This window comes from Flavobacterium petrolei (assembly GCF_003314435.2).
GTDB lineage: Bacteria > Bacteroidota > Bacteroidia > Flavobacteriales > Flavobacteriaceae > Flavobacterium > Flavobacterium petrolei.
Map to the genome: position 1 here is coordinate 137,344 of NZ_QNVY02000006.1, position 16,965 is coordinate 154,308.

Sequence of the window (16,965 nt, forward strand, 5' to 3'; positions counted from 1 at the left end):
TAATGGCGTATATACCTAGACTAAAAGAAGAATATAAGAGCAGAGTAATTGCTGCTCTTAAAGAGGAATTCGGATACGTAAACGTAATGCAAGTTCCAAAATTGGAAAAAATCGTTTTAAGTAAAGGAGTTGGTGCAGCTGTATCTGATAAAAAACTAATTGACTATGCAGTTGATGAGTTAACAAAGATCACTGGACAGAAAGCAGTATCTACTATTTCAAAGAAAGACGTTGCGTCATTCAAATTGAGAAAGGGGATGCCTATTGGAGCAAAAGTTACTTTGCGTGGAGAAAGAATGTATGAGTTTTTAGATAGACTTATTACTTCGTCTTTGCCACGTGTAAGAGATTTCAGTGGTATTAAAGCTACTGGTTTTGACGGAAGAGGAAATTATAACCTAGGAGTTTTGGAACAAATCATTTTCCCTGAAATTGATATTGATAAAGTAAACAAAATTTCAGGTATGGATATCACTTTTGTAACTACTGCGAAAACTGATAAAGAAGCAAAGTCTCTATTGACGGAATTAGGATTACCTTTTAAAAAGAATTAAGACATGGCTAAAGAATCAATGAAAGCCCGCGAGGTTAAGAGAGAAAAAACAGTTGCTAAGTATGCTGAGAAAAGAAAAGCTTTGTTAGAAGCTGGAGATTTCGTAGGTTTGCAAAAGTTACCAAAAAATGCTTCACCAGTTCGTTTACACAATCGTTGTAAATTAACAGGTAGACCAAGAGGATATATGCGTCAATTCGGTCTTTCACGTGTTACATTTCGTGAAATGGCAAATAACGGATTGATACCTGGTGTTAAAAAAGCATCTTGGTAAGACGTAATTTATTACGTTCTGATACAGACTTAACTTGCGTTTTGTCTGTATCATAAATATTTATAAATTGGTTTAAGGTTCGACAAATCGTTTGTTGAAAACCAAGACCGCAAATTAATACATATGTATACAGATCCTATTGCAGATTATTTGACAAGAGTTCGTAACGCTGTGGCTGCAAACCACAAGGTTGTCGAAATTCCTGCGTCTAATCTAAAAAAAGAAATAACTAAGATCTTATTCGATCAAGGTTATATCTTGAGTTACAAATTTGAAGACAACGCTGTTCAGGGTTCAATCAAAATCGCTTTGAAGTATGATAAAGATACTAAAGAGTCAGTAATTAAAGATATCCAAAGAATTAGTAAACCAGGTTTACGTAAATATTCAAGTTCTTCAAGTATTCCTAGAATCCTTAACGGTTTAGGAATTGCTATTGTTTCTACTTCTAAAGGTTTAATGACTGGAAAGAAAGCAAAGCAATTGAATGTTGGTGGCGAAGTAATTTGTTACGTATACTAATTTTAAAGACTATATAAGATGTCAAGAATAGGTAAAAGCCCAGTAACAATACCAGCAGGAGTAACTGTTTCAGTTGCTAATGGTATTATTACGGTAAAAGGAAAAAATGGTCAACTAACTCAGGAGTTTTCGGACGTGACTGTAACAGTTGAAGGGGATCTAGTTCAAGTAGACAGATCGTCTGATCACAAAGACCAAAGAGCAAAACACGGTTTGTACAGATCTTTAATCAATAATATGATTATCGGTGTGACAGATGGTTTTACTAAGTCATTAGAATTGGTAGGAGTTGGTTATAGAGCTTCAAATCAAGGACAAAAGTTAGATTTAGCACTTGGTTACTCTCACAATATAGTTTTAGAAATTGCTCCAGAAGTAACTTTAGAAACTATATCTGAAAAAGGTAAAAACCCGATTGTTAAATTAACATCATTTGACAAACAACTTTTAGGTCAGGTAGCTGCGAAAATCAGAGGTTTCCGTAAGCCTGAGCCGTACAAAGGAAAAGGTGTTAAATTTGTAGGTGAAGTATTAAGAAGAAAAGCAGGTAAATCAGCTTAAAAAATAAGATTATGTCATTAACAAAACCTGAAAGAAGACAACGAATTAGATTCAGAATTAGAAAGACAATTAGTGGTACTGCTACTAATCCAAGACTATCTGTATTTAGAAGTAATAAAGAAATTTACGCTCAACTTATTGATGACGTAAACGGAGTTACTTTGTTGGCGGCTTCTTCAAGAGAAAAAGAAATAGGTAACGGTACGAACATTGAAGTTGCTACAGCAGTTGGAAAACTAGTTGCTGAAAAAGCTTTAAAAGCTGGGATAGACGTAGTAACTTTCGATAGAGGAGGTTATTTATATCACGGACGTATTAAATCATTAGCGGAAGGCGCAAGAGCGGCTGGACTTAAATTCTAATATAGTATGTCTAATAGTAAATACAAGAATGTAGAGTTAGTAAAACCAAGTGGTCTTGAATTAAAAGATCGTTTGGTGAGTGTAAATCGTGTTACTAAGGTTACAAAAGGTGGTAGAGCTTTCGGTTTTTCTGCTATTGTAGTTGTAGGTGATGAAAATGGAGTGGTTGGACACGGATTAGGAAAATCTAAAGATGTTTCTGAAGCAATTGCGAAAGCAGTAGAAGATGCTAAGAAAAATTTAGTAAAAATTCCTTTGAATGGTCAATCAGTTCCTCACGAACAAAAAGGTAAATTTGGTGGTGCACGTGTATTCTTAATTCCTGCCTCTCATGGTACAGGAGTTATTGCTGGTGGAGCTGTTCGTTCAGTTCTTGAGTCAGTAGGAATTCATGATGTATTATCTAAATCTCAAGGATCTTCAAATCCTCACAACGTAGTTAAAGCAACTTTTGATGCTTTATTACAAATGAGAAGCGCTTATACTGTTGCAAAACAAAGAGGTGTTTCTTTAGAAAAAGTTTTTAAAGGTTAATTCAAGGAAATTATGGCTAAATTATTAGTAAAACAAGTTAGAAGCAAAATCAACTGTCCTCTTACTCAAAAAAGAGGATTAGAAGCTTTAGGTCTACGTAAAATGGGACAAGTTGTAGAGCATGATTCAAACCCTACAATCCTTGGGATGATAAATAAAGTTAAACACTTAGTTTCTGTTGAAGAAACTAAATAACAAATACTGTTATGAATTTAAGTAACTTACAACCTGCTGAAGGTTCTACACACAATCAAAATAAAAGATTAGGTAGAGGAGAAGGTTCTGGAAAAGGTGGTACTTCTGCAAGAGGTCACAAAGGAGCAAAATCTCGTTCTGGTTATTCTAAAAAGATTGGTTTTGAAGGTGGGCAAATGCCACTTCAAAGACGTGTGCCTAAGTTTGGTTTTACAAACATCAATCGTAAAGATTACGAAGGTGTAAATCTTGATACACTTCAACTTTTAGTTGACAATGGTGTTATTAAAGATACTGTTGATATGACAGTTTATGTTGCTAATCGTTTAGCTACTAAAAATGAAATCGTTAAGATTTTAGGTAGAGGTGAATTGACAGCAAAATTAAAAGTAACCGCTCACAAATTTACTGCTACTGCAAAAGCCGCTATTGAAGCTGCTGGAGGAGAAGCTGTAACAATGTAATTTTTCAATTAAGATGAAGAAATTTATTGAATCAATAAGTAATGTTTGGAAAATCGAAGAACTTAAGAATAGAATCCTAATAACGTTAGGTTTACTTTTAGTTTATCGTTTTGGGGCACAAGTGACCCTACCAGGTATTGATGCTACTCAATTAGGTAATTTAGCTGGGCAGACAAAAGAAGGAATTGGTTCAATTCTTGATATGTTTACTGGAGGTGCTTTTTCACAAGCTTCCGTTTTTGCTTTAGGTATTATGCCTTATATTTCTGCTTCTATTGTCGTTCAGTTAATGGGAATTGCGATTCCTTATTTACAAAAACTGCAAAGTGATGGAGAGAGTGGTAGAAAAAAGATTAATCAAATTACTCGTTGGTTAACAATTGGAATTACTTTAGTTCAAGGTCCAACTTATATCTACAATTTGTACAGAACATTACCTAGTAATGCATTTTTATTGGGATTCAATTCTTTTGAATTCTTATTTTCCTCAGTAGTAATCTTAGTTACAGGTACAATTTTCGCCATGTGGTTGGGAGAAAAAATTACTGATAAAGGAATTGGAAATGGTATATCACTGTTGATTATGGTTGGTATATTGGCGCGATTACCTCAAGCTTTTATTCAAGAGTTTACAACAAGGGTTACCAATAATAATGGTGGTCCAATGTTGTTGGTTATCGAAATTATCATCTGGTTATTGGTTATTATTTGTTGTGTACTTTTAGTTATGGCGGTAAGAAGAATTCCTGTCCAATATGCTCGTCGTACAACATCAGGTGATTTCGAACAAGACATGTTGAATGGCAATAGACAATGGATTCCTTTAAAGCTTAATGCTTCAGGGGTGATGCCAATTATCTTTGCTCAAGCAATTATGTTTATACCAGCTGCTTTAGCCGGATTGTCTAAATCTGATGCATCACAATCTATCGTTGGCGCTTTTAGTAATATGTTTGGGTTTTGGTATAATTTTGTATTTGCAACTTTAATTATTGTATTTACTTTCTTTTATACAGCCATTACCGTTCCTACTAATAAAATGTCTGATGATTTAAAGAGAAGTGGTGGTTTTATTCCAGGCATTAGACCGGGAGTTGAAACTTCTGATTATCTTGACAAAGTGATGTCTTTAATAACTTTTCCAGGATCTTTATTTCTTGCTCTAATCGCTGTGTTCCCAGCAATAATTGTGAGTGTTATGGATGTTCAACAATCTTGGGCAATGTTTTTTGGAGGTACTTCATTAATAATTATGGTTGGAGTTGCCATAGACACAATGCAACAAATCAATTCATACTTGTTGAACAAGCATTATGATGGTTTAATGAAAAGTGGTAAAAATAGAAAAGCAGTAGCTTAACTTTATGGCAAAACAATCAGCAATAGAACAAGACGGATCAATCATTGAGGCATTATCAAATGCAATGTTCCGTGTAGAATTAGAGAATGGACATATTGTAATCGCCCATATATCTGGAAAAATGCGTATGCATTATATCAAATTATTACCTGGTGATAAAGTGAAACTAGAAATGAGCCCTTACGATTTGTCAAAAGCAAGAATTACTTATAGATATTAAAGGATATTCAAAATGAAAGTTAGAGCTTCAGTAAAAAAGAGAAGTCCCGAGTGCAAAATTGTGCGAAGAAAAGGGAGATTGTACGTAATAAACAAAAAGAATCCTAGATTTAAACAAAGACAAGGATAATTATGGCAAGAATAGCAGGGGTAGATATCCCAAAAAACAAGAGAGGTGTTATAGCACTTACCTACATCTTTGGATTAGGAAAAAGTAGAGCTGTTGAGATTTTAGAGAAAGCTCAAGTTAGCCAAGATAAAAAAGTTCAAGATTGGAATGATGACGAGATCGGAGCAATTCGTGAGGCGGTATCAACTTTTAAAATTGAAGGAGAATTACGTTCTGAAGTTTCTTTAAACATCAAACGTTTAATGGATATTGGATGTTATAGAGGTATCCGTCATAGAACTGGTCTTCCATTAAGAGGGCAAAGAACTAAAAACAACTCTAGAACAAGAAAAGGTAAAAGAAAAACTGTTGCCAACAAGAAAAAAGCAACTAAATAATAAGTAATATGGCTAAAGCAACTGCAAAAAAACGTAAAGTTATCGTTGAATCAACGGGAGAAGCTCATATTTCTGCTACTTTTAACAATATCATCATTTCTTTGACAAACAAAAAAGGTGAAGTTATTTCTTGGTCTTCAGCTGGTAAAATGGGTTTTAGAGGTTCTAAAAAGAATACTCCATACGCAGCCCAAATGGCAGCAGAAGATTGTAGTAAAGTAGCTCTTGAAGCTGGACTAAAAAAAGTAAAAGTGTATGTAAAAGGACCAGGAAACGGACGTGAGTCTGCTATCCGTTCTTTGCATAACGGTGGAATAGAAGTTACAGAGATTATCGATGTTACTCCAATGCCTCACAACGGATGTCGTCCTCCAAAAAGACGTAGAGTTTAATACTCAAAAATAATTATAGTATAACCTAGATTGAATATCGGTTATTGAAGGATAAGACCTGAATTCATAACCTCAATCTTAAACAATTTAAAATGGCAAGATATACTGGTCCAAGTACAAGAATCGCCCGTAAATTTGGCGAAGCAATTTTCGGAGACGACAAAGCTTTCGAAAGAAGAAATTATCCACCCGGACAACACGGGATGGCTAAAAAAAGAGGTAAGAAATCTGAGTTTGCGATCCAATTAATGGAGAAACAAAAAGCTAAATATTCTTACGGAATTTTAGAAAAACAATTTAGAGGTTTATTCAAAAAAGCATCAGCTACTAAAGGTGTTACTGGTGAAGTTCTTTTACAATTGTGTGAAGCAAGACTAGATAACGTTGTTTTTAGAATGGGTATTGCCCCTTCTAGAAGAGGAGCTAGACAACTTGTTTCTCACAGACACATTACTGTTAATGGTGATGTTGTAAATATTGCTTCTTACCACCTTAAGCCTGGTGATAAAGTTGCAGTTCGTGAAAAATCTAAATCTTTAGAAGCTATCGAACGTTCTTTATCTAATTCAAGTCATGTTTATGAATGGATTACTTGGAATAATGATATCAAAGAAGGTACTTTCGTTTCTGTACCTGCGAGACTTCAAATCCCAGAAAACATTAAAGAACAATTAATCGTAGAGTTGTACAACAAATAATAATTGACTTAGTCGAAATTTATGGCAATATTTAATTTTCAGAAGCCCGATAAAGTTATCATGATCGATTCAACCGATTTTGAAGGTAAATTTGAATTCAGACCTTTAGAACCTGGTTACGGATTGACCGTTGGTAATGCACTTAGAAGAGTTTTGCTTTCAGCATTAGAAGGTTATGCAATTACATCTGTTCGCATTGAAGGTGTAGATCATGAGTTTTCTACTATTTCAGGAGTTGTTGAAGACGTTACCGAAATTATCCTTAATCTTAAACAAGTACGTTTCAAACGTCAAATTGAAGACATCGATAATGAATCAGTTACTATTTCTGTTTCAGGTAAAGACCAATTAACAGCTGGTGATTTTCAAAAATTTATTTCAGGTTTCCAAGTTTTGAATCCAGAACTAGTTATCTGTAATTTAGACAGTAAAATCAAACTTAATTTCGATTTAACAATCGAAAAAGGTAGAGGCTATGTTCCTGCTGAAGAGAACAAAAAGCAGAATGCTGCAATTGGAACTATTTTTACAGATTCAATTTTTACCCCGGTAAAAAATGTAAAATATGCTATTGAAAACTTCCGTGTAGAGCAAAAAACAGATTACGAAAAATTAGTTTTTGAAATAAAAACTGATGGTTCTATCAATCCTAAAGATGCTCTTACTGAAGCTGCAAAAGTTTTAATTCACCACTTCATGTTGTTTTCTGATGAAAGAATTACACTCGAGGCTGACGAAATTGCACAAACAGAATCATATGATGAAGAGTCATTGCACATGAGACAATTGCTTAAAACTAAGCTTGTTGATATGGATCTTTCTGTAAGAGCATTAAATTGTTTGAAAGCGGCTGAAGTTGATACACTTGGTGATTTAGTATCGTTCAATAAAAATGACCTAATGAAATTCCGTAATTTTGGTAAAAAATCTTTAACTGAGCTTGATGAACTTGTTGCAGTTAAGAATTTGAACTTCGGTATGGATTTAGCAAAATACAAACTAGATAAAGAATAATCTAAGCCGCAAGGTTTAAATTTACATAGCAATGAGACACGGAAAAAAATTCAATCACTTAAGCAGACAGACTGCGCATAGAAAATCTATGTTAGCTAATATGGCTTGTTCTCTTATTGAGCACAAACGTATTAACACTACTGTTGCTAAAGCAAAAGCGCTTAAACAATTCGTTGAGCCTTTAATAACAAAATCAAAACAAGATACGACTCACAATCGTCGTATCGTTTTTGCTTACTTGCGTAGCAAATATGCTGTAACTGACTTGTTCAGAGACGTAGCTGCTAAAGTAGGAGACCGTCCAGGTGGATACACTCGTATCATTAAAGTTGGAAATCGTCTAGGAGATAATGCTGATATGGCAATGATCGAACTAGTAGATTTCAATGATCTTTACAATGGTGGTAAAAAAGAAGTTAAAAAAGCAAAAAGCCGTCGTGGTGGTAAAGCTAAGAAAGATGAAGCTACTGAAGCTCCAGCTACTGAAACTGAAACAACTACTGAGACTGCTGAGTAATTATGAAAATAATCATTCAATAAAAATCAAGGATAAGCTATTTATAGTTTATCCTTTTTTTTTGATTTTTTCGGAGCAAGATATCTTAAATTTTTAAGAACTAGTTTTTTGGATTTCAGTTGCAAACGAAGTTCACTGAACTCTGCTTAAAATGAATATTAAGTGAAGTAATCTTTCTCTTTTAAAAAAAAAAGAAAGAGGATTTCCACTTCAAACAAAGTTCGATGAACTACTATAAAAATAACAACTAAGTGAAGTAATCGGGGCTAGTTTAAAACTTTTTCCTTAAATAGGAAAACCTGAAAAACATAAATTTTTAAAAAACATTGGATTCACTGTTTTAAAAAATTAAATTTGCAAAATATTTAACTACACATGAAATATACAACACGACAAAAAGCAATTCTTTTATTAAGTGACGGAACTATATTCCACGGAAAATCTATTGGAATCAGTGGAACTACTTTTGGAGAAGTTTGCTTTAATACAGGAATGACAGGTTACCAAGAAATATTTACTGACCCTTCTTATTTTGGTCAATTGATGGTAGCAACTAATGCACATATTGGAAATTATGGGGTAAACGATTCAGAAGTTGAATCACAAAGCATTAAAATATCTGGCTTAATTTGTAAAAATTTCAGCTTCAATTATTCTCGTGAAGATGCTTCGGGGAGTTTAGAAGATTATTTTATCAAACAAAACTTAATATGTATTTCTGATGTAGATACACGTGCACTTGTAAGTTATATTCGTGACAACGGAGCTATGAATGCTGTAATCTGTACCGATGAAACTCCTATTGAAGAACTTAAAATTGCATTATCAAAGGTTCCAGACATGAAAGGTTTAGAATTGGCTTCTAAAGTTTCAACAACAGAACCTTACTTTTTTGGTGATGAAAATGCTACTTATAAAATTGCAGCACTTGATTTAGGAATTAAAATGAATATACTTCGTAACCTTGCAAAAAGAGATTGTTATATAAAAGTATTTCCTTTTGATTCTTCTTTTGAAGATTTAGCGGCATTTAATCCTCATGGTTATTTTCTATCTAATGGTCCTGGTGATCCGGAACCTCTTTCTGGAGCGATTCAAGTAGCCAAAGAAATTCTTAAAAATGATAAGCCTTTATTTGGAATTTGTCTCGGACATCAAGTGATTGGTTTAGCTAACGGAATTTCGACTTATAAAATGTTCAATGGGCACAGAGGAATCAATCATCCCGTGAAAAACATCATTACCGGAAAAGGTGAAATTACTTCTCAAAATCATGGCTTTGCGGTAAATAAAGAAGAATTAGATAATCATCCTGATTTAGAGATTACTCATCTTCATCTAAATGATGTTACAGTTGCAGGAATGCGTGTGAAAAATAAAAACTGTTTTTCAGTTCAATATCATCCAGAAGCAAGTCCTGGTCCTCACGATTCTTCCTACTTGTTTGATCAATTCATTGAGAATATAAAAGGTTAATATTTGGATGTCTTCCAATATTAGGTATAAAAAAAGGGTTTGACTTTTAAATAATTCAAACCTTTTTTTATGTAATAATTTACATACCGAAAGGATAAGTTTCAGGGATTTGATTTCTATTAACTTCAATATTTATGGGATGTAAAGCGTTAGTTTCATCAATAAATATAAAAGCATCATATCTTTTTGGGAGTATTGTAGGAATATAATTTCCAAATCTTTCGTGTTCAGGATTATAAACAACTCCTATTGCACGATGTCCTATGAGTGATGAAAGACATTTTTCATCTTTTACTTTATTCATTAATAATAATCTATTTTGTCCATTGTTTGCAATGTGAAAAGCATGTTCCCAGCTTCCTTCAACTGCTTCTGGAACTTTTATTTTTCGCATAGAATCTCCCCATTCTCTTCCTGCAATGACACTGCCTTTAAATGATCCAAATCCCACTGCAACAACACCGTCTTCAGTATGTTGTTCCTTTAGCAATTGTCCCACATTTACCATTCCTTCAGATGCCATATCTGTAGCGCGTGCATCACCAATGTGAGTATTATGTTCCCAGATGATAATTTTAGCATCTTTTCCATGGAATTTCATTAGCCTATCTATAGTGGAAACCATATGTTCGTCACGAATATTCCAAGAAGCCGAGCCTCTTCTTATCATCGCCCGATAGTATTTTTCCGCATTTCTGGTCACGAAAGCATTTTGTTCTATGCTTAAAACATTCTCTAAATCATGATTGTAATTAGGAACGTTTCTGAGAATTTCGGTAAGCATGTGTATGATTTCTTTCTCGCATAATTCTGGGATAAAAGAAGAAGCTCTTGCATAAGATTGTCCTTCATCTTTGCCGTAAGGTTCAAAACATTTCATTGCAGTTTTTGCTATTGCTAATGCTTTTGGATCGTTTTTTTCTAAATATTGAATTATAGAATTCATGGATTCTCTAAAACTGTATACATCCAGACCATAAAAACCTATTCTTTCATCAACAGGAAAGCTTTCATTATAAATCTTGAGCCAGTCAATAAATGCTGCAATTTCCCAATTTGCCCACATCCAAGTTGGCCATCTTTTAAATTCAGTGAGTACGTTTAATATATCTTTGCCAGAATCTAAATATCCTTTTGCAAAACGATTTAAACGATAGCAATCTGGCCAATCACCTTCAACAGCTATAAAACTAAATCCTTTTTCTTGAAGTAGACGTTGTGAAATTTTTGCTCTCCAAGTATAATATTCATGTGTTCCATGTGAAGCTTCTCCTAAAAGTACATATTTTGCGTCTCCGATGTAATTCATTAACGGATCTAAATCGGTAGGGTTTTCTAGAGGTAAAGAAGTTCTTTTTAATAATGATATAATCGCATCATAATTAATGTTGTTGTTGGTTGTTTTGAAAGTTTCCATCAGATTTTAATTTAAAAATTGAGACTTTAAATATTCTTTAGAAAGCAGGGTGTAAAAAAGTTCTATATCTTTTTTAGAGGATTATATAAAATTAGTTTAAATAATTGAAAATCATTATTTTAGCAATGTTAAATTTAATTTTTAATCACTTTGGTTAATTTTAGCATCTGTGCGGTAAATTTTTTTGAATTTATTTTAAACAAAAAACAGAAAAATAACACATAGTGTAAAAATAAATTCCTTAAAAAGCTTAAATGTTCTGTTTGTAAAAAAATTATAACGTTTTCGTTAATAACATTCATTATTTTCATAAAATCATTCCAAAAGATAGAATATATTTGTAATTCAAAATTTAAATTTTAGTATTATGAGTATAATTATCAAGATTCACGCAAGACAAATTTTTGATTCAAGAGGAAATCCTACAATAGAAGTAGATGTAATTACAGACAATGGTGTTTTAGGAAGAGCGGCAGTACCATCTGGGGCTTCAACTGGAGAGCACGAAGCGGTTGAATTACGCGATGGAGGAAAAGCGTTTCTTGGAAAAGGAGTTTTGAATGCGGTGAAAAATGTGAATACCATTATTTCTGAAGAACTGGTAGGAGTTTCTGTTTTCGAACAAAATCTAATCGATCAAACTATGATTGATTTAGATGGTACTCCAAATAAATCAAACTTAGGAGCAAATGCAATTTTAGGAGTTTCTTTGGCTGTTGCTAAAGCTGCTGCTAACGAATTGGGATTGCCATTATACAGATACGTAGGTGGTGTTTCGGCAAATACTTTGCCTGTACCAATGATGAATATTATTAATGGAGGTTCTCATTCTGATGCTCCTATTGCATTTCAAGAATTCATGATTTTCCCGGTAAAAGCAACTTCTTTTTCTCATGCCATGCAAATGGGAACTGAAATTTTTCACAGCTTGAAAAAAGTATTACATGACAGAGGACTTTCTACTGCTGTAGGTGACGAAGGAGGTTTTGCACCAAATCTTGCTGGAGGAACTGAAGATGCTTTGGATACAATCAAAAAAGCTGTTGAAAATGCAGGATATACTTTTGGGGATGAAATCATGATTGCTTTAGATTGTGCTGCTGCAGAATTTTATGTAAACGGAAAATACGATTACACTAAATTTGAAGGAGAAACAGGTAAAATTAGATCTTCTGAAGAACAAGTGGAGTATCTGGCTGAATTAGCAGCTAAATATCCTATTATTTCTATTGAAGATGGAATGGATGAAAATGACTGGGATGGATGGAAATTGCTTACAGAAAAAATTGGTGATAAAGTTCAGTTAGTTGGAGATGATTTATTCGTTACTAATGTGGAGCGTTTGTCAACTGGTATCGAAAAAGGTATCGCTAATTCAATTCTTATTAAAGTGAACCAAATTGGAACTTTGACTGAAACGATTGCAGCTGTTAATATGGCTAAAAACGCAGGTTATACTTCAGTAATGTCACACCGTTCAGGAGAAACAGAAGATAACACGATTGCTGATTTAGCAGTAGCGTTAAACTGTGGTCAAATTAAAACTGGTTCAGCTTCTCGTTCAGATCGTATGGCTAAATACAATCAATTATTGAGAATTGAGGAAGAATTAGGGAATTCAGCGTATTTCCCTGGTAAAGCCGCTTTTAAAATAAAATAAATTCTTACGATATTTTTTTATAAGCCACTCGCCTTGTGTGAGTGGCTTTTTTGTGTAATATTTAACAATTTCATTGTGTTATTCTCTTTTTAATTAGTGTTTAATTCCTTAGATTTGAGAAATTATTATTTTAAAAGTTTATTTTCAAATATATTATGTCAAAAACAGCAACATTAGAAATTGATGGAAAGAAAATTGAACTGCCTATAATTGTAGGAAGTGAAAATGAAGTTGCCATCGATATTAACAAATTACGTGATTTATCCGGTATAATAACACTAGATCCGGGCTATAAAAATTCAGGATCTTGTAAAAGTGACATCACTTTTTTAGATGGAGAGTTAGGAATTCTTCGTTACAGAGGCTATTCTATTGAAGATTTAGCAGACAAAGCAGATTTTCTTGAAGTATCGTATCTTTTAATTTTTGGAGAATTGCCAACTGTTAAGCAGTTAGCGCAATTTGAAACGGATATTAGAAAATACACTTTGGTCAATGAAGAAATGAAAAACATCATTGATGGTTTTCCTAAAACAGCACATCCAATGGGTGTTTTAGCAGCTTTGACAAGTGCATTGACAGCATTCAATCCTAAATCAGTGAATGTTGATAATGAAAAAGAAATGTATGAAGCGGTTTGTAAAACTATGGGTAAATTCCTGGTTATAGCAACTTGGACTTATAGAAAAAGCATGGGTTATCCTTTGAATTATTACGATAATACAAAAGGTTATGTAGAAAACTTCATGCGTTTGATGTTTGAATTACCTACAGAACCTTACACGGCAAACCCAGTAGTTATTGATGCATTAGATAAATTGTTTATTCTTCACGGAGATCATGAGCAAAACTGTTCTACCTCTACAGTGAGAATGGTAGGATCGTCTCACGCAGGATTATTTGCTTCAATATCTGCAGGAGTTTCTGCACTTTGGGGACCATTACACGGAGGAGCCAATCAAGCAGTTCTTGAAATGTTGGAAGAAATCCACAGAAATGGTGGAGATGCTGATAAATATATGGCTAAAGCCAAAGATAAAAATGATCCTTTCCGTTTAATGGGTTTTGGTCACAGAGTTTACAAGAATTTTGATCCAAGAGCAAAAATCATCAAAAAAGCAGCTAATGAAGTTTTAGCAACTTTAGGTGTTGAAGATCCAATTCTTGCCATTGCAAAGAAACTTGAAGAAGCAGCTTTAGAAGATGAATATTTCAAATCAAGAAATTTATATCCTAATGTAGATTTCTATTCTGGAATTATTTACAGAGCATTAGGAATTCCTACAGATATGTTTACTGTAATGTTTGCAATAGGTCGTTTACCGGGTTGGATCGCACAATGGAAAGAAATGCGTGAAAATAAGGAGCCTATTGGAAGGCCTAGACAAGTTTACACGGGGCACCCTTTAAGGGATTTTGTACCAACAGATAAAAGATAAAATCAGTTTAAAAAGCTTCACTAATTTGTGGAGCTTTTTTTATATTTGCCAAAAGCTAAAAATACATGTTAGAATTAAATATAAAGAATGAAACTTCAAGACTTAGAGTAGTAGTTCTGGGTTCAGCAGTTAATAATGGACCTACGCCAAAGGTTGAAGAGGCTTATGATCCAAAATCATTAGAGCATATTTTAGCAGGTACCTATCCAGTCGAGAAAGATATGGTGCGTGAAATGGAAGTATTTGCCAGTGTGTTAAAAAAATATAATGTGACTGTTTATCGTCCGGAAATGATTGAGAATTACAATCAGATATTCACCAGAGACATTGGTTTCGTGATTGATGATGTTTTTGTAAAATCAAATATTTTGCCAGACAGAGAACGCGAACTTGATGCAATCCAATATATAATTGACCAAATTAATCCTAAAAAAGTAGTTCGTCCTCCAGAGGAAGTGCATATAGAAGGTGGTGATGTGATGTTGTGGAACGATTATATTTTCATTGGAACCTATAAAGGAAGTGATTACAAAGATTACATTACGGCAAGAACGAATGTACAAGGAGTGCAATACATAAAAGATTTATTTCCAAATAAAATAGTCAAAGAATTCGATTTGGTAAAATCTAAAATTGAAGCTCGTGACAATGCATTGCATTTAGATTGCTGTTTTCAACCGGTTGGAAACGATAAAGGGATTATTTATAAAAATGGTTTCCGTGAAGAAGCAGATTATTTGTTTCTAGTGAATCTGTTTGGAAAGGAAAACTTATTCCATATTACCAGAGACGAAATGTATAATATGAATTCCAATGTTTTTTCAATCGATACGAATGTTGTCGTTTCGGAAAGAAATTTTACCCGACTTAACAATTGGTTGCGTGCAAATGGTTTTATCGTAGAAGAAATTCCATATTCAGAAATTGCAAAACAAGAAGGATTGTTGCGATGTTCTACTTTGCCTTTGATTAGAGAATAAATATTTGTTTAAGGTTTAAAGTTTAATGTTGCTCAACATTAAACTTTAAGCTATTAAACTTTAAACTAAAATTATATGAAACAAACGACAAATTCCATATTGATGATTCGCCCAGTTGCGTTTAGAATGAACGAACAAACGGCAGTAAATAATTATTACCAAAAAGTATTAGACGGACTTTTGCCTGCCACGGTAAATGCTAAAGCGCAACAAGAATTTGATGCTTTTGTCGAAAAACTAACAGCAGTAGGTGTGGATGTTACCGTTGTTGATGACACATCAAATCCAGACACTCCAGATAGTGTTTTTCCAAACAACTGGATTTCTTTTCACGAGAATGGTGACGTGGCTTTATATCCAATGTTTGCAGAAAATCGTCGTCACGAACGTCGTGAGGAAATTTTAGATTTACTGGAAGAAAAAGGTTTTGTGATTCATAATATTATAGATTACACTTCAGCTGAAGAGGATGGGTTTTTCTTAGAAGGAACAGGAAGTTTACTTTTAGACAGAGCAAATGCTAAAGCGTATTGCGCATTATCTCCTAGAGCGGATGAAGAATTATTTATAGAATTTTGTGAGGATTTTGATTATGCACCAGTGATTTTTGAAGCTTTTCAAACGGTTGATTCAGAGCGAAAACTAATTTATCATACTAATGTGATGATGTGTTTAGGCGAAACTTTTGCGGTAATTTGTTCGGATTGTATCGATGATAAAAAAGAACGCAAAATGGTTTTGGACAATCTGAAAGAAAACGGAAAAGAAATCATTCTAATTACTGAAGCTCAGATGAACAATTTTGCGGGAAATATGCTTGAAGTTCGCGGAGCAAATGACAAACGATATTTGGTTATGAGTACGGCTGCTCATCAAAGTTTGACTCCAAAACAAATAGAGCAATTAGAAAAACATGCTGGAATTTTGAGTTCGAGTTTGGATACGATTGAAGCTTGTGGCGGAGGAAGCGCCAGATGTATGATGGCAGAGATTTTCTTACCGAGAAATTAAAAAGAAAACCGGATACGATTCTAAATCATATCCGGTTTTTTTATGGTTGTAATTTAAGTTTAAGAAAGATTCCCTTTTATAATATTTATAATAGCACTTACTATATATTGAATTCCTATCGCAATTACAATAAAACCTACAATTCTTGATATCGCCACAATTCCGGATGCTCCAAGAATTTTTGCTAAATAATGAGCGCTTTTTAGAATAAGAAAAATGGTTACTGCAATCGCAAGAATAGCAATTGAAGAAATGATAATCTCCATAGTTGTATTGTGTTCCTGATAAAAAGCAATAAGTAGAGAAATAGATCCAGGTCCAGCAAGCATTGGGATTGCAAGCGGCGTCAAGGCGATATCGTTTCTTTGTTGTGCGTCAGTTTCTGCTTTTTTATTAATACCACGCTTCTTAGTGAATTTTCCTGAAAGCAATGAAAAACCGGAACTCACGATAATAATTCCACCTGCAATTCGGAGCGCATCAATGCTGATTCCAAAAAAAAGTAATACATATTGCCCGATAAAAAACGAGACGATAAGAATGATAAATACATTTATCGCAGTCCATAAAGAAATTCTGGAACGCTCTTTTTTAGAGTCGTGTTGGGTAAGACCCACAAAAATGGGAACGGTTCCGATAGGGTTTAAAACGGAAAAAAGGGCAACAAAAAGATAAATAAATAGATCCATATTTTATTTTTAAGAGTGTAAAAATACTCTTTTTTTGTTTTTTAATGTTAGGCGAATGTTTTTTATTGCAGGTGTAAGTAAACCTTAAAATTGCTAAACGGATAAACCTTTTTGATTACTT

23 protein-coding genes are annotated in these 16,965 nt (G+C 33.6%); 21 read left to right on the forward strand and 2 right to left on the reverse strand.

Annotation, left to right across the window (positions count from 1 at the left end; all coding sequences use genetic code 11):
• The first annotated feature begins 2 nt into the window (after nucleotides 1-2).
• The 17 genes from rplE (at nucleotide 3) to carA (ending at nucleotide 9,648) form a co-directional block, all read left to right on the forward strand.
• On the forward strand, nucleotides 3-554 hold the full coding sequence (gene rplE / locus DR871_RS15080; RefSeq protein ID WP_113666974.1) for a 50S ribosomal protein L5: 552 nt from the start codon (nucleotides 3-5) through the stop codon (nucleotides 552-554).
• 3 nt (nucleotides 555-557) lie between these two features.
• A complete protein-coding gene (gene rpsN, locus DR871_RS15085; protein ID WP_007136553.1) occupies nucleotides 558-827 on the forward strand; it encodes a 30S ribosomal protein S14 in 270 nt (89 codons plus the stop codon).
• Between the two features lie 123 nt (nucleotides 828-950).
• Nucleotides 951-1,349 (forward strand): 30S ribosomal protein S8, encoded by a 399-nt coding sequence (gene rpsH / locus DR871_RS15090; protein WP_026707006.1) that lies wholly within the window; start codon nucleotides 951-953, stop codon nucleotides 1,347-1,349.
• An 18-nt stretch (nucleotides 1,350-1,367) separates the two neighbouring features.
• A complete protein-coding gene (gene rplF, locus DR871_RS15095) occupies nucleotides 1,368-1,910 on the forward strand; it encodes a 50S ribosomal protein L6 (protein ID WP_091173708.1) in 543 nt (180 codons plus the stop codon).
• A gap of 11 nt (nucleotides 1,911-1,921) precedes the next feature.
• Nucleotides 1,922-2,272, forward strand: coding sequence for a 50S ribosomal protein L18 (gene rplR, locus DR871_RS15100; protein ID WP_039110219.1), 351 nt, complete (start codon nucleotides 1,922-1,924; stop codon nucleotides 2,270-2,272).
• A gap of 6 nt (nucleotides 2,273-2,278) precedes the next feature.
• Entirely contained in the window at nucleotides 2,279-2,806 is a 528-nt protein-coding gene (gene rpsE / locus DR871_RS15105) for a 30S ribosomal protein S5 (RefSeq protein WP_035668102.1), read from the forward strand.
• 12 nt (nucleotides 2,807-2,818) lie between these two features.
• The gene (rpmD, locus tag DR871_RS15110; RefSeq protein ID WP_035668100.1) at nucleotides 2,819-3,001 is read left to right on the forward strand and encodes a 50S ribosomal protein L30; all 183 of its coding nucleotides are present in this window, start codon (nucleotides 2,819-2,821) and stop codon (nucleotides 2,999-3,001) included.
• An 11-nt stretch (nucleotides 3,002-3,012) separates the two neighbouring features.
• Nucleotides 3,013-3,465 (forward strand): 50S ribosomal protein L15, encoded by a 453-nt coding sequence (gene rplO, locus DR871_RS15115; RefSeq protein WP_066081007.1) that lies wholly within the window; start codon nucleotides 3,013-3,015, stop codon nucleotides 3,463-3,465.
• 13 nt (nucleotides 3,466-3,478) lie between these two features.
• On the forward strand, nucleotides 3,479-4,825 hold the full coding sequence (gene secY, locus DR871_RS15120) for a preprotein translocase subunit SecY (RefSeq protein ID WP_113666975.1): 1,347 nt from the start codon (nucleotides 3,479-3,481) through the stop codon (nucleotides 4,823-4,825).
• A gap of 4 nt (nucleotides 4,826-4,829) precedes the next feature.
• Nucleotides 4,830-5,045 carry a translation initiation factor IF-1 gene (gene infA, locus DR871_RS15125; RefSeq protein WP_007136545.1) on the forward strand — a complete coding sequence of 72 codons (216 nt, stop codon included), beginning with the start codon at nucleotides 4,830-4,832 and terminating at the stop codon, nucleotides 5,043-5,045.
• A 12-nt stretch (nucleotides 5,046-5,057) separates the two neighbouring features.
• Entirely contained in the window at nucleotides 5,058-5,174 is a 117-nt protein-coding gene (gene ykgO / locus DR871_RS15130) for a type B 50S ribosomal protein L36 (RefSeq protein ID WP_008992256.1), read from the forward strand.
• A gap of 2 nt (nucleotides 5,175-5,176) precedes the next feature.
• On the forward strand, nucleotides 5,177-5,551 hold the full coding sequence (gene rpsM / locus DR871_RS15135; RefSeq protein ID WP_091203660.1) for a 30S ribosomal protein S13: 375 nt from the start codon (nucleotides 5,177-5,179) through the stop codon (nucleotides 5,549-5,551).
• Between the two features lie 8 nt (nucleotides 5,552-5,559).
• Entirely contained in the window at nucleotides 5,560-5,943 is a 384-nt protein-coding gene (rpsK, locus tag DR871_RS15140) for a 30S ribosomal protein S11 (RefSeq protein ID WP_024981527.1), read from the forward strand.
• A 92-nt stretch (nucleotides 5,944-6,035) separates the two neighbouring features.
• Nucleotides 6,036-6,641 (forward strand): 30S ribosomal protein S4, encoded by a 606-nt coding sequence (gene rpsD, locus DR871_RS15145; protein WP_113636693.1) that lies wholly within the window; start codon nucleotides 6,036-6,038, stop codon nucleotides 6,639-6,641.
• A gap of 21 nt (nucleotides 6,642-6,662) precedes the next feature.
• Nucleotides 6,663-7,655, forward strand: a complete 993-nt coding sequence (locus DR871_RS15150) for a DNA-directed RNA polymerase subunit alpha (protein ID WP_039110214.1) — start codon at nucleotides 6,663-6,665, stop codon at nucleotides 7,653-7,655.
• A 31-nt stretch (nucleotides 7,656-7,686) separates the two neighbouring features.
• A complete protein-coding gene (rplQ, locus tag DR871_RS15155) occupies nucleotides 7,687-8,172 on the forward strand; it encodes a 50S ribosomal protein L17 (RefSeq protein WP_113666976.1) in 486 nt (161 codons plus the stop codon).
• Nucleotides 8,173-8,547: 375 nt separating this feature from the next.
• Nucleotides 8,548-9,648 carry a glutamine-hydrolyzing carbamoyl-phosphate synthase small subunit gene (gene carA / locus DR871_RS15160; RefSeq protein WP_113666977.1) on the forward strand — a complete coding sequence of 367 codons (1,101 nt, stop codon included), beginning with the start codon at nucleotides 8,548-8,550 and terminating at the stop codon, nucleotides 9,646-9,648.
• Between the two features lie 79 nt (nucleotides 9,649-9,727).
• Here the strand turns inward: carA and DR871_RS15165 are convergent, their stop codons facing one another.
• Nucleotides 9,728-11,065, reverse strand: a complete 1,338-nt coding sequence (locus tag DR871_RS15165; RefSeq protein ID WP_113666978.1) for an erythromycin esterase family protein — start codon at nucleotides 11,063-11,065, stop codon at nucleotides 9,728-9,730.
• A 367-nt stretch (nucleotides 11,066-11,432) separates the two neighbouring features.
• On the opposite strand from DR871_RS15165, the gene eno reads away from it, so the two are divergent.
• The 4 genes from eno to ctlX all read left to right on the forward strand — a co-directional run bounded on the left by eno (nucleotide 11,433) and on the right by ctlX (nucleotide 16,155).
• Nucleotides 11,433-12,725 carry a phosphopyruvate hydratase gene (eno, locus tag DR871_RS15170; protein ID WP_113666979.1) on the forward strand — a complete coding sequence of 431 codons (1,293 nt, stop codon included), beginning with the start codon at nucleotides 11,433-11,435 and terminating at the stop codon, nucleotides 12,723-12,725.
• Nucleotides 12,726-12,880: 155 nt separating this feature from the next.
• Entirely contained in the window at nucleotides 12,881-14,164 is a 1,284-nt protein-coding gene (locus DR871_RS15175) for a citrate synthase (RefSeq protein ID WP_113636682.1), read from the forward strand.
• Between the two features lie 65 nt (nucleotides 14,165-14,229).
• Complete coding sequence (locus DR871_RS15180) at nucleotides 14,230-15,144, forward strand: dimethylarginine dimethylaminohydrolase family protein (protein WP_113666980.1); 915 nt, start codon at nucleotides 14,230-14,232, stop codon at nucleotides 15,142-15,144.
• Nucleotides 15,145-15,219: 75 nt separating this feature from the next.
• Entirely contained in the window at nucleotides 15,220-16,155 is a 936-nt protein-coding gene (gene ctlX, locus DR871_RS15185; protein ID WP_113666981.1) for a citrulline utilization hydrolase CtlX, read from the forward strand.
• Between the two features lie 59 nt (nucleotides 16,156-16,214).
• Here the strand turns inward: ctlX and DR871_RS15190 are convergent, their stop codons facing one another.
• Complete coding sequence (locus DR871_RS15190; protein WP_091173749.1) at nucleotides 16,215-16,844, reverse strand: MarC family NAAT transporter; 630 nt, start codon at nucleotides 16,842-16,844, stop codon at nucleotides 16,215-16,217.
• Between the last annotated feature and the right edge of the window lie 121 nt (nucleotides 16,845-16,965).

Bases quoted from the DNA above. Each gene is read 5' to 3' on its own strand.
- rplE (WP_113666974.1), top strand. From the start codon at position 3: ATGGCGTATATACCTAGACTAAAAGAAGAATATAAGAGCAGAGTAATT.
- rpsN (WP_007136553.1), top strand. From the start codon at position 558: ATGGCTAAAGAATCAATGAAAGCCCGCGAGGTTAAGAGAGAAAAAACA.
- rpsH (WP_026707006.1), top strand. From the start codon at position 951: ATGTATACAGATCCTATTGCAGATTATTTGACAAGAGTTCGTAACGCT.
- rplF (WP_091173708.1), top strand. From the start codon at position 1,368: ATGTCAAGAATAGGTAAAAGCCCAGTAACAATACCAGCAGGAGTAACT.
- rplR (WP_039110219.1), top strand. From the start codon at position 1,922: ATGTCATTAACAAAACCTGAAAGAAGACAACGAATTAGATTCAGAATT.
- rpsE (WP_035668102.1), top strand. From the start codon at position 2,279: ATGTCTAATAGTAAATACAAGAATGTAGAGTTAGTAAAACCAAGTGGT.
- rpmD (WP_035668100.1), top strand. From the start codon at position 2,819: ATGGCTAAATTATTAGTAAAACAAGTTAGAAGCAAAATCAACTGTCCT.
- rplO (WP_066081007.1), top strand. From the start codon at position 3,013: ATGAATTTAAGTAACTTACAACCTGCTGAAGGTTCTACACACAATCAA.
- secY (WP_113666975.1), top strand. From the start codon at position 3,479: ATGAAGAAATTTATTGAATCAATAAGTAATGTTTGGAAAATCGAAGAA.
- infA (WP_007136545.1), top strand. From the start codon at position 4,830: ATGGCAAAACAATCAGCAATAGAACAAGACGGATCAATCATTGAGGCA.
- ykgO (WP_008992256.1), top strand. From the start codon at position 5,058: ATGAAAGTTAGAGCTTCAGTAAAAAAGAGAAGTCCCGAGTGCAAAATT.
- rpsM (WP_091203660.1), top strand. From the start codon at position 5,177: ATGGCAAGAATAGCAGGGGTAGATATCCCAAAAAACAAGAGAGGTGTT.
- rpsK (WP_024981527.1), top strand. From the start codon at position 5,560: ATGGCTAAAGCAACTGCAAAAAAACGTAAAGTTATCGTTGAATCAACG.
- rpsD (WP_113636693.1), top strand. From the start codon at position 6,036: ATGGCAAGATATACTGGTCCAAGTACAAGAATCGCCCGTAAATTTGGC.
- DR871_RS15150 (WP_039110214.1), top strand. From the start codon at position 6,663: ATGGCAATATTTAATTTTCAGAAGCCCGATAAAGTTATCATGATCGAT.
- rplQ (WP_113666976.1), top strand. From the start codon at position 7,687: ATGAGACACGGAAAAAAATTCAATCACTTAAGCAGACAGACTGCGCAT.
- carA (WP_113666977.1), top strand. From the start codon at position 8,548: ATGAAATATACAACACGACAAAAAGCAATTCTTTTATTAAGTGACGGA.
- DR871_RS15165 (WP_113666978.1), bottom strand. From the start codon at position 11,065: ATGGAAACTTTCAAAACAACCAACAACAACATTAATTATGATGCGATT.
- eno (WP_113666979.1), top strand. From the start codon at position 11,433: ATGAGTATAATTATCAAGATTCACGCAAGACAAATTTTTGATTCAAGA.
- DR871_RS15175 (WP_113636682.1), top strand. From the start codon at position 12,881: ATGTCAAAAACAGCAACATTAGAAATTGATGGAAAGAAAATTGAACTG.
- DR871_RS15180 (WP_113666980.1), top strand. From the start codon at position 14,230: ATGTTAGAATTAAATATAAAGAATGAAACTTCAAGACTTAGAGTAGTA.
- ctlX (WP_113666981.1), top strand. From the start codon at position 15,220: ATGAAACAAACGACAAATTCCATATTGATGATTCGCCCAGTTGCGTTT.
- DR871_RS15190 (WP_091173749.1), bottom strand. From the start codon at position 16,844: ATGGATCTATTTATTTATCTTTTTGTTGCCCTTTTTTCCGTTTTAAAC.